The 13009-nt window shown below is 67.5% G+C and carries 18 protein-coding genes; 9 read left to right on the top strand and 9 right to left on the bottom strand.

What is annotated here, in order from left to right:
- Positions 1 to 594 (top strand): helix-turn-helix transcriptional regulator (locus tag GUY59_RS42570; RefSeq protein ID WP_161715003.1); only part of this gene is annotated, 594 nt, incomplete at its 5' end.
- Between the two features lie 119 nt (positions 595 to 713).
- Here GUY59_RS42570 and GUY59_RS42565 read toward each other — a convergent pair.
- The 3 genes from GUY59_RS42565 to GUY59_RS42555 form a co-directional block, all read right to left on the bottom strand.
- Positions 714 to 1190: a GNAT family N-acetyltransferase gene (locus GUY59_RS42565; protein ID WP_201762013.1), complete on the bottom strand. Its 477-nt coding sequence runs from the start codon at positions 1188 to 1190 to the stop codon at positions 714 to 716.
- A gap of 390 nt (positions 1191 to 1580) precedes the next feature.
- Positions 1581 to 2201, bottom strand: coding sequence for an NADPH-dependent FMN reductase (locus tag GUY59_RS42560; protein ID WP_138207687.1), 621 nt, complete (start codon positions 2199 to 2201; stop codon positions 1581 to 1583).
- Between the two features lie 68 nt (positions 2202 to 2269).
- On the bottom strand, positions 2270 to 2563 hold the full coding sequence (locus tag GUY59_RS42555) for a hypothetical protein (RefSeq protein WP_138207685.1): 294 nt from the start codon (positions 2561 to 2563) through the stop codon (positions 2270 to 2272).
- A gap of 125 nt (positions 2564 to 2688) precedes the next feature.
- Here GUY59_RS42555 and GUY59_RS42550 point away from each other — a divergent pair, with 125 nt between their 5' ends.
- Positions 2689 to 3303 (top strand): TetR/AcrR family transcriptional regulator, encoded by a 615-nt coding sequence (locus GUY59_RS42550; protein ID WP_138207683.1) that lies wholly within the window; start codon positions 2689 to 2691, stop codon positions 3301 to 3303.
- A 757-nt stretch (positions 3304 to 4060) separates the two neighbouring features.
- Here GUY59_RS42550 and GUY59_RS42545 read toward each other — a convergent pair.
- Together GUY59_RS42545 and GUY59_RS48020 are read right to left on the bottom strand one after the other, a co-directional pair.
- Positions 4061 to 4360, bottom strand: coding sequence for a hypothetical protein (locus GUY59_RS42545; protein WP_138207681.1), 300 nt, complete (start codon positions 4358 to 4360; stop codon positions 4061 to 4063).
- A 50-nt stretch (positions 4361 to 4410) separates the two neighbouring features.
- Positions 4411 to 4695 (bottom strand): hypothetical protein, encoded by a 285-nt coding sequence (locus GUY59_RS48020; RefSeq protein ID WP_201762012.1) that lies wholly within the window; start codon positions 4693 to 4695, stop codon positions 4411 to 4413.
- 324 nt (positions 4696 to 5019) lie between these two features.
- Here GUY59_RS48020 and GUY59_RS42535 point away from each other — a divergent pair, with 324 nt between their 5' ends.
- From GUY59_RS42535 to GUY59_RS42525, 3 genes are all read left to right on the top strand, one after another.
- Complete coding sequence (locus tag GUY59_RS42535; protein WP_138207679.1) at positions 5020 to 5862, top strand: MerR family transcriptional regulator; 843 nt, start codon at positions 5020 to 5022, stop codon at positions 5860 to 5862.
- Positions 5863 to 6087: 225 nt separating this feature from the next.
- The gene (locus tag GUY59_RS42530; protein ID WP_161715002.1) at positions 6088 to 6246 is read left to right on the top strand and encodes a hypothetical protein; all 159 of its coding nucleotides are present in this window, start codon (positions 6088 to 6090) and stop codon (positions 6244 to 6246) included.
- A 69-nt stretch (positions 6247 to 6315) separates the two neighbouring features.
- Positions 6316 to 6615, top strand: coding sequence for a hypothetical protein (locus tag GUY59_RS42525; RefSeq protein ID WP_138207677.1), 300 nt, complete (start codon positions 6316 to 6318; stop codon positions 6613 to 6615).
- 767 nt (positions 6616 to 7382) lie between these two features.
- Here GUY59_RS42525 and GUY59_RS42520 read toward each other — a convergent pair.
- Positions 7383 to 8267 (bottom strand): NAD(P)-dependent oxidoreductase, encoded by an 885-nt coding sequence (locus GUY59_RS42520; protein WP_138207675.1) that lies wholly within the window; start codon positions 8265 to 8267, stop codon positions 7383 to 7385.
- 49 nt (positions 8268 to 8316) lie between these two features.
- Here GUY59_RS42520 and GUY59_RS42515 point away from each other — a divergent pair, with 49 nt between their 5' ends.
- The gene (locus GUY59_RS42515; RefSeq protein ID WP_138207673.1) at positions 8317 to 8724 is read left to right on the top strand and encodes a MerR family transcriptional regulator; all 408 of its coding nucleotides are present in this window, start codon (positions 8317 to 8319) and stop codon (positions 8722 to 8724) included.
- A gap of 173 nt (positions 8725 to 8897) precedes the next feature.
- Positions 8898 to 9434: a hypothetical protein gene (locus GUY59_RS42510; RefSeq protein WP_138207671.1), complete on the top strand. Its 537-nt coding sequence runs from the start codon at positions 8898 to 8900 to the stop codon at positions 9432 to 9434.
- A 168-nt stretch (positions 9435 to 9602) separates the two neighbouring features.
- Here the strand turns inward: GUY59_RS42510 and GUY59_RS50335 are convergent, their stop codons facing one another.
- Together GUY59_RS50335 and GUY59_RS48015 are read right to left on the bottom strand one after the other, a co-directional pair.
- Positions 9603 to 9734: a hypothetical protein gene (locus GUY59_RS50335; RefSeq protein ID WP_269129073.1), complete on the bottom strand. Its 132-nt coding sequence runs from the start codon at positions 9732 to 9734 to the stop codon at positions 9603 to 9605.
- On the bottom strand, positions 9731 to 9955 hold the full coding sequence (locus tag GUY59_RS48015) for a hypothetical protein (protein ID WP_201762011.1): 225 nt from the start codon (positions 9953 to 9955) through the stop codon (positions 9731 to 9733). Before GUY59_RS48015 ends, GUY59_RS50335 begins: the two co-directional genes overlap by 4 nt.
- A 33-nt stretch (positions 9956 to 9988) precedes the next feature.
- On the opposite strand from GUY59_RS48015, the gene GUY59_RS42500 reads away from it, so the two are divergent.
- Entirely contained in the window at positions 9989 to 10912 is a 924-nt protein-coding gene (locus tag GUY59_RS42500; protein WP_138207669.1) for a hypothetical protein, read from the top strand.
- A gap of 109 nt (positions 10913 to 11021) precedes the next feature.
- Here GUY59_RS42500 and GUY59_RS42495 read toward each other — a convergent pair whose 3' ends face one another.
- Positions 11022 to 11438, bottom strand: a complete 417-nt coding sequence (locus GUY59_RS42495; RefSeq protein ID WP_138207667.1) for a hypothetical protein — start codon at positions 11436 to 11438, stop codon at positions 11022 to 11024.
- A 15-nt stretch (positions 11439 to 11453) separates the two neighbouring features.
- On the opposite strand from GUY59_RS42495, the gene GUY59_RS42490 reads away from it, so the two are divergent.
- The gene (locus GUY59_RS42490) at positions 11454 to 12704 is read left to right on the top strand and encodes a hypothetical protein (RefSeq protein WP_138207665.1); all 1251 of its coding nucleotides are present in this window, start codon (positions 11454 to 11456) and stop codon (positions 12702 to 12704) included.
- Positions 12705 to 13009: the final 305 nt, after the last annotated feature.

Genomic DNA, 13009 nt, shown 5'->3' with positions numbered 1-13009 from the left:
CACCCCCTCCTGCGCGAGCTGCCCGGGACCATCCACATCCCGGCCCGCCCCGGCCACCACGCAGGGCTGCGGGCAGCCGTGGAGGTCCTCGGCGCCGAGATCGACAGCCGTCGCCTCGGCGCCGCCGCCCTCCTGCCCGTGGCGCTGGACATGCTTCTCCTGTACGTCCTGCGAGTCTGGTTCGAGGCGCACCCCCGAGGCGGGACCGCGACGGGCTGGGCCGCAGCGCTGGCAGCGCCGGACATCAGCGCCGCGCTCAACGCCATGCACGACGACCCGGCCCACCCCTGGACCGTGCAGGAACTGGCCGACAGGGCAAGGATGTCCCGGGCCACCTTCTCCCGCCGTTTCGGCTCCCTCACCGGCCAGCCACCCCTGACCTATCTGACCTGGTGGCGCATGACCATGGCCGCCCGGCTCCTCCTCGAACCCGCCTCCTCCCTGGACGCCGTGGCTGCCCGCGTCGGCTACACCTCGGAGTTCGCCTTCGCCAACGCCTTCAAAAGGCATTTCCACCTCGCGCCAGGCAGATACCGCCATCAGGCCCAGGCACGCGCCCGACCTGCAGCGATCGCCACCGCAACGGCCGAATGACCGCCTGAGCCCAGGCCACCGTACCCATCGCCGCTATCCGCGCCACCCTGGCGACCGACCGCGACGGCGACGACTGCCGGCCAACGGGTGGATGAGGGCCGATGAAGAGACACCGCGCCTCAGGCTACGGACTGCGCCTGCATGGTCCTGCGGGGCTGGGCCTGCGAACACCGCCAAGAGCTGGGCAGGAGCGGTTCCGCCTGGCTGGAGGCGGTGAGGTCGACCCGTACGGCGTCGCGGTCGCGGAACCAGTCGAGCAGACCGAGCATGATCGCCCGGCAATGCCCACGCCGCCGGTACGACGGGTCGGTGACCATGCCGATGACGTGGCCGATCCTCCCGTTGCGGGAGTGGGGACCGGGGAACCACTGTTCGATCGTGCCGATGCCGCAGGCGGCCAGGCCCGTGTCGCCGTCCACGACCAGGATCCGGCAGTCGGGTTCGGTCAGCTTCTGCTTGGGAACGCGTGCGAGCGCGTCGCGCCAGTCGTCACCGACGTTCGCGGGGTTGAAGAAGTCGCCGCCGAGGTCGTCGAAGAACAGTGCCCGGAGGCGGACGAGTTCCGAAATATCGTGCTCTGTTGCTGTGCGCGTCATGACGAACAGGCTGATGTAATGAGCTTGTGCACCTCAACCCTTACAGCGCGGACGTGGTGAACTTCGCCGCGGGACTGGCGAACCGCCCCACCGGCGGGCGCCGATGAACTCGCCGACCGCTGCGGCACAGCCGGTCTAGTGCTGGAACGCCCCGTCGAACCGTCGGACCTTGACCAGACCCTCGCCGTCCTCGACGCCTGGACGAAGGTCGTCGACGCCACGGGTGAGCGTGAGAGGCCAAGCTGGTCAACGAGATGCTGGCCCGATCGGCCGCCTACGCCCGGCTGACCGACCACGCTCATGGCCGGCACTTGCGCTGTCGCGACGACCTGAAGCCGCTCGGCGCGGTGTTGTTCGCGCTGATCTCCGTGGGCACGGCGATGCACCTCGTCAGCCGGGGCATGACCGCCCCGCTCCCTTCGATTGCGCGGTTCGCGCTACGAGCTCGTCAAGCATGAGGGCGACGTTCTTGGTCGGCACGGCGCTCGGCGTGAAGTAGGTGTGGTCCTGGAAGTCGTCGGCGAGGGTCAAGGCGACCGTCGTGGGCATGTCGACGACTTCCAGGTCGCCGAGGATCTGCCGCAGGTGTTCGACGGCTCGAGTACCGCCCTGGATGCCGTAGCCGACGAATCCTGCGGCCTTGCCGTTCCACTCGGCGTACAGGAAGTCGATGGCGTTCTTCAGCGCACCGGGGACCGAGGCGTTGTACTCGGGGGTCACGAAGACGTACGCGTCGTAGGCGCCGATCTTCTGTGCCCAGGCATGGGTGTGAGGGTGGCTGTAGTGGCCGGCGCGCGGCGGGACGGGCTCGTCCAGATGGGGCAGCGTGTAGTCGGCGATGTCCACGACCTCGAAGGTCGCGTCGTCGCGGCGGGCGGCGAGGTCGTGCACCCAGGCCGCGACGGCCTCGGCCTTGCGGCCCGGGCGGGTGCTGCCGACGATGATCGCCACCTTCGGTCTGCTGGTGAGTTCGGCCTGGTCGGCGGTGGGCGGCTGGATCGTGGATCGCATGACGGGTTGCCTTCCGGAACTCTCGTATACGTGTGTGACTTGGGCCTTGAACCATTGATCGGGTGACGTCAGGGGAAGCGGTAGGCGCCTACTTCGTGCAGCACGGTGACGGCAGGGGGCTCGTCGCACCGCTCGTCCAGGGTGGCCCGGTAGTGCTGGAAGGCCTCCACCTGCTGCAACACCCCGGGACCGTCGGCCATCTCGGCCACGTCCACGAAGGTCGCCCCGTCGTCGAGCTGGAAGGTGGCGTAGCGCAGGCCTTCTGGCCGAACCGCGTGCATGTCCTCGTAGACCGCACGCAGCAACTCCAGTTCACGCTCCACCTGATCGGGCTTGATCTTCCAGCGGATCATCACGTGCACAACAGGCTCCTCGCATTGGCCGTCGGGATCGACTGTCACCGTCCTGCGGCGACCGTCGCCTCGATTTAGAGCGACATCATGTATTCCAAAATACATACTGTCAACTCAATGCTAGGATGAGTCCCATGGCCACCCGGAAGTACGAACAGCGCCTCCGCGCAGAGGCGGCACAGGAGACCCGGCGCCGCATCCTCGACGCGGTCTACCAACGGCTGCGCGAAGCGCCATCGGAACCGGTCAGCATCGATCGCATCGCCCGCATGGCACGCGTCGCGCGCCCTACCGTCTATCTCGTCTTCGGCTCACGCGCCGGGCTCTTCGACGCGGTCGGCGCGGACCTGCTGCAGCGCGGCGGCTTCGACCGCATGCTCCAAGCGTCGGCCCATCCCGACGCCCGCGAGGCGCTGCGCGGCGCGATCCACGCGATCGTCGAGATGTACGCGGCCCACCGGGACGTGTTGCGCGTGCTTGCGTCGATGGCGCTGCTGGACACCGCCGCGGTGGGCGGCGCGGTGCAGCGGATGGAGCAAGGCCGCGCCACCGGGATGGCCGAGCTGGCTCAGCACCTGGACAAGCAGGGGTCGCTGCGCCCTGATGTCACCCTCGACCAGGCCACCGACCTGCTCTGGCTGCTGACCAGCTTCGACAGCTTCGACCTGCTGCACTCCGGCCGCAACCTGCCCCTCGACCAGACCTCGGCGACACTTACCACCACCGCCGAACGAAGCCTGTGCCGATGACGACTCTGCCCGGCCCTCTTTCCCAGCTTGGCCACACCTCTTTCGTGCAGCTCCTTCGTGACGGGAACGTCGGCCTGGCACCACCCGGGCCTCCCCAGACACCCGCTCCGCGGCTCCCCAACCAGGACGAACCCGATTCGGAAGCCCTGAAACGACAAGATCCCGCCTGTTCTATCTCAGCGAAGGTAAGCGAGTCTCATCGAAGTTTGAGTGATTGGGGCTCGTGAGTCAGTCGGCCCATCGGGTCTGCCCCTCCACTGCTGCGCGGAATGCTGCACCGAACTGGTCGGGTGTTTCCAGCCATGGATGGTGCCCCGCGTTCGGGACGATGATGACCTCGCGGGCGAGGCGCGTTCCGAGACGTCGCAATGCCGGACGACCAGGCCGGCCTCCAGTTGGGCGATGGTGGCCACATCCGGCCAGCAACGCCCGACGGCCACGTCGTTGACGGTCGGCCGGTTCACCCCGCTGATCTCGGCCAGCCGGCGGGAACTCAGCCCTCGCTCGGCCATCACAGTTTGCAGAGCCGGGGCGATGGCCTGGACGACGGCAGCGGCCGGGTGGCCGGACAGGTCCGCGTGGGGCCAGTTCTCCGGGTCGTCGGCCAACTCCCGGGGAGAAACCGAACGCCCCCGTCCTCCGACCATGACAAACGGCTCCTTTCGGTAGATGTCGTCGCCCTCCGTAACGGCAGGTTGTTCTGCCGCCATGGATGGGGTGTCACCCTCGACGCGGAAACCTCGGCAACGATCACCGGCTACCGGCCGCAGCAGGCCCCGCCGGAATGGGAACAGATTGCCGGGCACGTGCGGATGCTGGTCGCCGCCAGCGCGGTGATGCTCAGCTTGGAGCCGCTGGCGCCCACGACCTCCCACGACACGCCGGCGCCGCGGGCGATGCGCACCGGGTGCACGACCGAGGCGGTCAGCGGGCGGGGGCTCCCTTCACTGAGGAAGCCGACCGTCACCCACGCCTCGTCGCCGGAGATGTGGCTGGCATTCGTCTGCCGGACGGCTCTCGCCGCGAGAGCGATCGCGCGGGCTTGGACATGATCCATGCCGAAGTTCGACTGGCCGATGGCGTGGTGGTACAGCCTCCATCAGGAGTTCAAGGACGAGTTGGCCGCCCTATCGACGTGAGTGTGGACCAGGAGCAGGCGGCGGATCCGATCAGCACGGTCATGCCGAACAGGACGCCGATCGTGACGGATGTCCAGGCCGGAGCCCGGGCGGCGGCAAGGACGAAGCCGGCGACGCCGATCACGACGTGGATCATGCCCGGGACCAAGGGGACGCGCGTCCGCCAGCGGTCGGCGATGGCCTGACGGTTGACCCCGGAGGCGGCGGCCAGCGCGCGCAGACTCAGCCGCTGAGCCGTGATGGCGGCGGCCAAATGGCGGGCGATGTGCTGGGTGTGGTCTGGTGCCCAACAGGCGAAGTTGCATCCGACACAACATTCGACGCAATGGACAACGACTCATCCTGCCTGATGGGAACGGGTGTCGGCGGCCAGTTGGAATTCCCCAGCGGCGGCCACTTGATGGGGAGCTATCTGGCCGTGGATGGTCACTCCGCGTTGCCGGAAGTCCGTCGTTCTCGATCCGTCCCGGCGGCAGCTAGGGGCCTGGCTCCGGTGACACCTGGATGGTGTTGTTGCACCTGCCGTAGCGGCATGTGGTGTGGTGGAGGCACCACAGCACGAAAGGCTCTGTCTGCGATGTACCCCTCCATCACGCCTCCTCGCCAGGTCAAGATCGGTGATGCTGCCGCCTTCGCCGGGACCACCCCTCGCGCCATCCGCCACTACCACGAGATCGGTCTGCTGCCGGAGCCCGAGCGCGGCGGGGACGGTCGCCGCCGCTACGGCTACGACGACATGATCCGCCTGCTGTGGATACGCAAGATGGCAGAGGCCGGCATCGGCCTGGACGACATGCGGGCCGCCTTCGACGAGGCCCGGGACATCGAGGAGATCCTGAGCAGGCTAGAGGAAGCCTTGGCGGCGCAGGAGGCCGCCATCAAGCGTCGGCGCGCGGCTGTCCAGCGTCTGCAGGCGGTGGGTAGTCCGCTAGGGCTGCTCTCCGAACTGGTCACGGACCGGCTCAGCCACCTGCCCCCGGGCGCACTGCGACCGTCGGACGTTGAAGCGCTACTGGTCACGGAACGGATCTTCGGGCCGCTGGGCGCCGCCATCCAGGCCAGCGTGTTCATCGTGCTGGCTACCCGCCCCGACCTGCGGGCCGAGCAGGACTGTCTTGACGCGGCCGAGGCCGCCCTCGACGACGGTGTGGAACCCGACGACCCGCGCGTCGAAGAGCTCGCCGTACAGCGATGCACCCTACAAATGGCCCTGGAGCAGGCCATCGAGGCAGCTGGTCTTGACACGGCCGAGGAGAAGCTCTTCGAGATCTACGACGCTGACCTGAAAGGGGAAGAAGACACGCAGATGAGCGCCTCCACAGCGACCACCAAGATGCCCTACGACTTCTCTCCCGCCCGGATGCGCTGCATGGAACTCACGGCACAACTCCTCGCCGACGCCCACTCCGCAGACAGCTGATCGCCCGTACCTGGCACCGATGTGGCCCGACAGCCGGTCGCGTCCATCCACATATGACCGGTCGTACCAGACTTCGAGCCCGGCCGTAACCAACAGTGACATCACAACTAACCGTACGTGGGGATTCCGAACTGGCCGCTGACAAAGGGGTGGTGGTTGGCTATCGGGTCGAATAGTCGACGTGTTTCGGCAAGCAGGTGGCAGCCTCCGGAAGGAGGCTCAACGATGTTGCCTCTGATGCAACCGGAGGCGCTTGTGGGCAAAGGTGCCGGTTTAGCTGGTGCAGCGCATCTCAAGCTGGTCGAAGGGGTCACCTACCTCGATCCCAAGTCTGCACTGCTCGAGGCAATGCTGAGCGGGTGCCTTCCGCGTCAGAGTTCATGAACCAGTTCCGGTCCGAAACACCTGTCAGCCGCGGGTAGTTTGATCATCCCGTGGAAGAGGTTGGAGCAGGTGGCAGGACCACATAAGGACCCCAAGCCGTCCCAGACGCAGGCGAGCCAGGCGGGTAAGCGTATGCGGCTGGCGCCCTGGATGAAGTACCAGGTGTTCGTTGAGGCGCTGACGGGCAGTCGACCCAGGGCCAGGCGCCAGGAGACCTCCACCCAGGTCGAGGTGGCCTACACGCGCGCCCTGCGGGTGCTGGGCAAGGCCCATCTGCTGGAGGACGACGCGTTCCTGGCCGAGCGGGCAGGTGCCCGACCACGACGCCTTCCCGGTACTGCTCGCTGTCGGACAACGGGCCGCGGATGACCTCCTCGGGGCGTTCACGCGTAGGGCTGGACAGGAGAGCAATGGAGGTCGAGAAGATCGCTTCCCGAAGGGGCGGTGATCGTTTCCCGTACGCCGCGGCGTCGACGGGGAAGACGAGTGGACGGGTGCTCATGGAGCGCTGGCCTGGTGCGGCAGAGGTGATGGCGCATCGCGTCTCAACTTCGCGAGTTCGACCTGAGGCGAACAACCGGCCACTCTTGCTGCTGTACTTCGCCTGCTATGGCGCTCCTGGCAGGTCCCCGCGGCGAATCCGCTGATGCCCGACAGGCTCACCCAGGCCACCAGCGGCCTGGACGACGCCGCCATCCGCACACCATCGAAAGAGCTCACCGCGTTGATCGCCGCGCGAGAGCCGTACTTGCTGCGCCTCAGAACAGAGCGCTCACCGTCGGCTTCGCTATGCCCAACGGCCGAATCTCGCTCCCCACCAGCGGCCTGACACCACCCGCGCCTTGCCCAGAGGCCGACTCCGCAGCTCCCAAACCAGGACGAACCCGATTCGGAAACCCCTGAGACGGCGAGATCCCGCCCGATCTCAACGATCAGACGGGAACCCGTCAACTTCAGTCCGGCCGTCTCAAGAACGGCCCTGGGTGGGGTGATCACGAGTGGGTTTGAGCTGGGGTGAGTCGTAGCCCTAGAAGATCTCTTCCCAGGATAGAGGTGATCGTTTCCCGTGAATCCCGCACGGCGTTGTCTTCACCGAGACCGCTGAGATCCTGGAGTACTCCCGCTATTGGGGTCGGTCAGTCGTTGCGGGGTTTGCTGAATTCTTCGATCAGCACGGGATACTGCTCCCCACCGTGTCCGGCGGTGATCGAGCGGTCGGCCATCGCCTTGATCAATTTCGGCAGTTCGGCGTTGACACCGACCACCTCGCTCTCCTCGATCAGGTGTGCCATCGCCCTTGCGTCGGTCTCCAGGGCCGACACCTCGGCCGGGAAGGAGCCGCTGTCGACCTGCTGGGCATACCCAGGCAACCATTCGGCCACACCGGCAGCGATCCGCTGCGCAAACGGCGCATACGTTGCGGCGTCAACACCGGCCGTCCTGAGCAGGGCAGTGCCCTGAAGCCAGGCGTTCAGTACGCTCCACATCATGGCGAGGCCGGCCACGTCATACAGGGACGCCAGCCCATGGTCCGCACCAAGGTAGGTGACAGTGCCGAGCGCGTCGAGCGTTGACTTGTGCGCCTCGAAGTCCGACTGCGGCCCGCTGTGCAGAATCACCGCCTCGGCGGTCCCGATCGCCGATGGGATCGCCATGATGGCGCCGTCCAGGTAATGGGCGCCTCGCTGCTCGGCCCATTGGGCGGCTTCCCGGGCCTGGACCGAGTCGCCCGAGGTCAGATTGATCAACATCTTGCCGTCCAGCTCGCTATCGCTCGCGCCGAACAACTCGTGCATGGCCTGGTAGTCGGTGACGCAGATGATTTTCAGGGAACCCTCCTGGAGCGCGTCGCCAACCGTTGGCGCCAGCCGTGCACCGTCGGCCACCAACTGGTCAGCCTTGAAGGTCGTACGGTTCCACACGGTTGTGGGATGCCCGGCTTTCAGGAACGCGCCGGCCAGTGCCCGGCCCATCAGTCCGAGTCCGATGACTGTCACGGGTGTATCGGTTTTGTTGTTCATGGCAGCATCGTCAACGTTGATACCGGTGTGAAGGTCAAGTGAGGGTTCGATGCTGATCGGGGAACTGAGCCGTCGGACGGGCGTGAACGCCCATCAGTTGCGCTACTACGAGGCCCAGGGTCTGCTGGAGGCAGACCGTTGCGCGAACGGTTACCGCGAGTACGCCGAGAGCGCAGTGCTGCGGGTGAAGCAGATCCGGCATCTGCTCGGTGCCGGATTGTCCTCTGAGGACATCGCGTACCTGCTGCCCTGCGCGGTCGGAGAGGCCCCGGAGCTGCTCGGATGTCCCGAGTTGCTGGCCGCGATGCGGTCACGGCTGCAGCGACTGGACGAGCAGATGGCCAGGCTCGCTCAATCCCGCGACGCTCTTGCCGACTACATTGATGCGGCCGATCGAATGGCCAGCGAGAGCTACCCACCCTTTGACGATGCTGACCAGGAGCCCGTGCCCGCCTGAGCGATCTGTTGGGTTTTCGGACAGGAACCCAGGGTCTCCGCCTTGACCCGTTCGCAAGGATCTTCCAGGCGGTCGTTACTGTCAGTGCTTTGCCGTTTACATTGTGGAGTTGCAGGATGGCATGGCGTGAAGGCGCCGCGCGAGTGTGACTACTTGTCTTCAGGGAGACGATGGTGACGTCGCTGCTGGAACGCTTGGCCCGGGCCGAGAGGTCCGCGCTGCAGCAGGTGGATGAACTGCGAACACGGCTGGCTGAAGCCGGAGAGCAGGTCCGGCGGTTGTCCATAACCCGGGAGACCCTGCTGTTGCTCGACGATCACGACGGCGAGGACGCCGGAGAGCAGCCTGGCCTCGACCCTCATGATTCAGAGGATGCGACATCGCCGTTGCCTGTCTTGCGCGGCTGGCGGGAGCAGGCAGTGGCGTTGCTGACCACGGCGGAGCGACCGATGCGGGCGAGGGAGATCGTGCAGGCGCTGGGCAAGCCGGACACACGCTCCCAGGTTGAGGGCATGCGTTCACGGCTGCAGCGACTGGTGACTGATGGATGGCTACGCCGGGAGGCGGACGGCCTCTACGCGATCGCCGCCGGGTCAACGGCTACGCACCGACCGGGGAGGCCGATTGACCATCCCTCCCTGATCACGGCCATGCCGTGCATGAGCAGGTGCCGCCGAGGTTGCGTCTCGGCGGCACCCAAGGTTGCGTGAGCGACCAGCAGGTCTAACCGACAGTGGCTCCCGCATTCCCGAGAGTAACCCGGATGGGTTCTCTTGGGGAGACGTCGAGCCCGGATTTCGCCTGCCCTGCCACCGACAGGGACGAGGCGGGAAGGATCGACGATGCCCTCGCCAGGGCGAAACCGCGTGCGCCGCACGTCAGCTTCCACCGGACCCGCCGGGCGAGACCGGCCACGACCGGATGCCCAGCCCGGCCTCCAACTGCGCGATGGTGGCCACGTCGGGCCAGCAGCGCCCGGCGACCAGGTCATTGATGGTCTGCCGGTTCACGCCGACAGCACCGCCAGGCGTCGAAAACTCAGCCCTTGGTCGGCGATCACCTCGGCCAAGGTGGCGGCGATCGCTTGGACGACGGCGGCGGCCACATGGCCGGACAGATCCGCGTGGGGCCAGTTCTCCGGGTCCTCGGCCAAATCCCGGGGAGAGCGGGAACGCCCGCGTCCTCCGACCATGACAAAGCGCTCCTTTCGGTAGATGTCGTCGCCCTCCATAACGGCAGGTTGTCTTGCCGCTATGGATAGGGTGTGACCCTCGACGCGGAAACCTCGGCAACGATCACCGGCTACCGGCCGCAGAACCCCCAGCCGGAATGGGACCTTGTCGCCGGGCACGTGCGGATGCTGGTCGCCGCCAGCGCCGACCGCTCCCCCTGCCGGGTCGAGCGGCTGCTCACCGCGACCACCCGCCTGGCCGTGTGGTGTCACCGCTCCGGCCTGCCGGATGACCCGGAAGTGTGGCTGCGGCACGAGACGATCGACGCGTTCATCCTGACCGAATGCACCGGCCTGGCCCCGAATTCGGCGCAGACCTACCGCAGTTGGCTGCGGCACATGCGCGCCACGCTGGCCTGGCTGGAACGCGGCGAACAGGCGCCGCCACCGATGAAAGCCCCCAAAACCGTCAGCCCGCCCTACTCGCCGACCCAGCTCAGCCGGTTGCGCTCCTGGGCCGAACGCCTGCCCGGCCAAGCCAGAGGCGACGCGCTGGCCTTGATGGCGCTCGCCTTCGGTTGCGGGCTGACCGCCGGTGAGGTGGCCGCCGTCCGCACCGACCATCTGCGCCGCCTGGATTCCGGCGCGGTCGTGGTCACCGCCCCCGGCGCGCAGCGGTTGATTGTCTGCCGCGCCGCCTGGGAGGACGTCCTGGCCGGTGCCGCCGACCAGGACAGCGACACCTTCGTGTTCCGGTCGCGGCGAGCGGCCCGGCACGCCAGGAACCTGTTCAGCACCTGGACCGCACGGCACCCACCGACCGGCGGCCTGCCCGCCCTGTCGGTGCGCCGACTGCGGGCCTCGTGGATCGTCGAGCTGCTGACCGCGCGGATCGACCTGGGCGTGATAGCCGCCGCGGCCGGGATGAGCGCCTCCGCGCTGGCCCGCTACCACCATTTCGTCCCAGCTTTGGACGAGCCCACCGCGGTCGCGCTGCTGCGCGGCCGCAACGGTTGAGTACGGCGAAGCCACGCGCGTGGCCGCCGCGCACCACCCGAGCCCGAGCCACCCGACCCCGCCCTCCGGCCAAGCAGGCTTTTCGGGTCCCCGACGCCGTCGCAAGCCACTACAGCCGCCTGCTGGATGCCTCCGGCATCATGCCGCTGATCGACGCCGAACTCGGCCACCGCCCCGGACCAGCCGGAATTCCGATCCGGGCGGTGCTCGTCTGCCTGCTCGTCTCGATCCACCACAGCGGCAAGGCCACCCTGGCCGAAGCCTGGCGGCTTGCCGCCTTCTGTCTGTCCGCGACCGCCCGTGAGCGTCTGGGGCTGGACGCCGACCGCCACCTGCCGACGATCCGCACGCCTGCCTGGCCGACAGTCGGCGTTTCTACCGCGCCTTCGACCGGCTCACCAGCCTGCTCGACCCGGCCCGGCACGACCGGCGCACCCGCCTGCCACAGCACGAGGCCGACCTGCTCGCCACCGCCTGGCAAGACGACGATCCCGACCCCACCCGCAAGCGGAACCTGCTGCAACACCTGGTTACCGCGCTCGTGCTCACCCCGGTCCGCTGGGGCAAAGGCCGCGGCTACCTGACCAGCTTCCGCGGCGACGTCGGCATCGACACCACCGCCGTCCCAGTTTTCGCCCGCCCACCCCGAGCGCGCCGCTCCACCGGCGAAATGATCGCCTCCACCGAGATCACCGCAGGCTGGCATCACTCCGCCGGCAACGGCCCACCCGAATACGGCTACAGCGCCACCCTCACCGTCGCCGCCCGCACCCGCCCGGCTTCCGGGTCCTTCCCGCAACTGGCGCTTGGCCTGGTCCTCGACACCCCGCACAAACGCATCGGCGCCAACGCCATCACCACCTTGAAACCCCTGGCCGCGCTCGGCTTGCCCACCGGCTTCGCCGTCGTTGACCGCGCCTACACCGATCAGCAACCCGGCCACTTCGCCCAACCCGCACGCCAGCTCGGCTACCAACTCGCCCTGGACTACAAAGTGGATCAGCGGGGAGTCCAAGGCAGCGCCCACGGCGCCCTGCTCATCGACGGCTCCCTGGCCTGCCCGCTGATGCCCGACCGGCTCGCGCAGGCGACCACCGGTCTGGACGACGCCGCCATCCGCACCCCATCGGACGAACTCGCCGCGCTCATCACCGCGCGAGAGCCGTACTTGCTGCGCCTCAAACAGAGCACGAACGCTGGCGGTGCCATCCGCTTCCAATGCCCGGCAGCAGACACTTCCCCGTCGCTCACCTGCCCTCGCTTCGATCGCCTCCACCAGCGCGGGCCGCTCCGGCCCGCCGCAGTCGACCTGACCGACGCCCGACAGCGAGCGGCTCACCTCGCGGCAAAACCCCGCGTCCTGCCCCCACAACCCGACCTGAAGGCCGGCGAACTGCCGAAGATCTGCCGCCAGCACACCATCACCTTGGGCAAGGACGACCTCGGGCACCTCGACAAGTTCCGCCAGGACTTGCCCTACCTGACTCCCGCCTGGATCAGGACCTACAAACCCGTCCGCGCCAACACCGAAGGCATCAACGGCCGACTCAAGGGACACGACCTCGACCTCGGCGACCCCAAGACCCGGCTCGCCCACGGCCGCGTCGCCCAGACCATCCTGGTCGCGCTGCTCGTCACGGTCGCCGACGACCACTTCCTCGACCAGTGGCGCCACACCCAGCAACCCCCAGACGAAGCCGCCGCCACCTCCACCGACATCCTCGAGATCCCAACAGAGCACGTCGACCGCGCGCCACCCACAGTCCGGAGCAGACCACCACCCGCCCCATAAGCCGCAATTCAGACCACCGTGTCGCAGCAAACAGCCGAGCGTCGGCTTCGCCATGTCCAACGACGCGAACGCGGTCCTCCACCAGCGGCCTGACACCACCCGGACCTTCCCAGACTCCCGTTCCGCAGTTCCCAAACCAGGACGAACCCAATTCGGAAACCCCTGAAACGACAAGATCCTGAAGCGCCCCGACTTTGATGGAGACCTCAACGGTTGATTCCGGCGGGTTCGTTGGGCTGGTGTTGAGCGTAGTAGAGAGCTTCGAACTCCTCTGGTGGCAGGTGTCCGATCGCTGAGTGCAGGCG

Source organism: Nonomuraea sp. K271, assembly GCF_009908215.1.
GTDB lineage: Bacteria > Actinomycetota > Actinomycetes > Streptosporangiales > Streptosporangiaceae > Nonomuraea > Nonomuraea longispora.
This window is presented reverse-complemented; position numbering and strand designations above follow the sequence as displayed.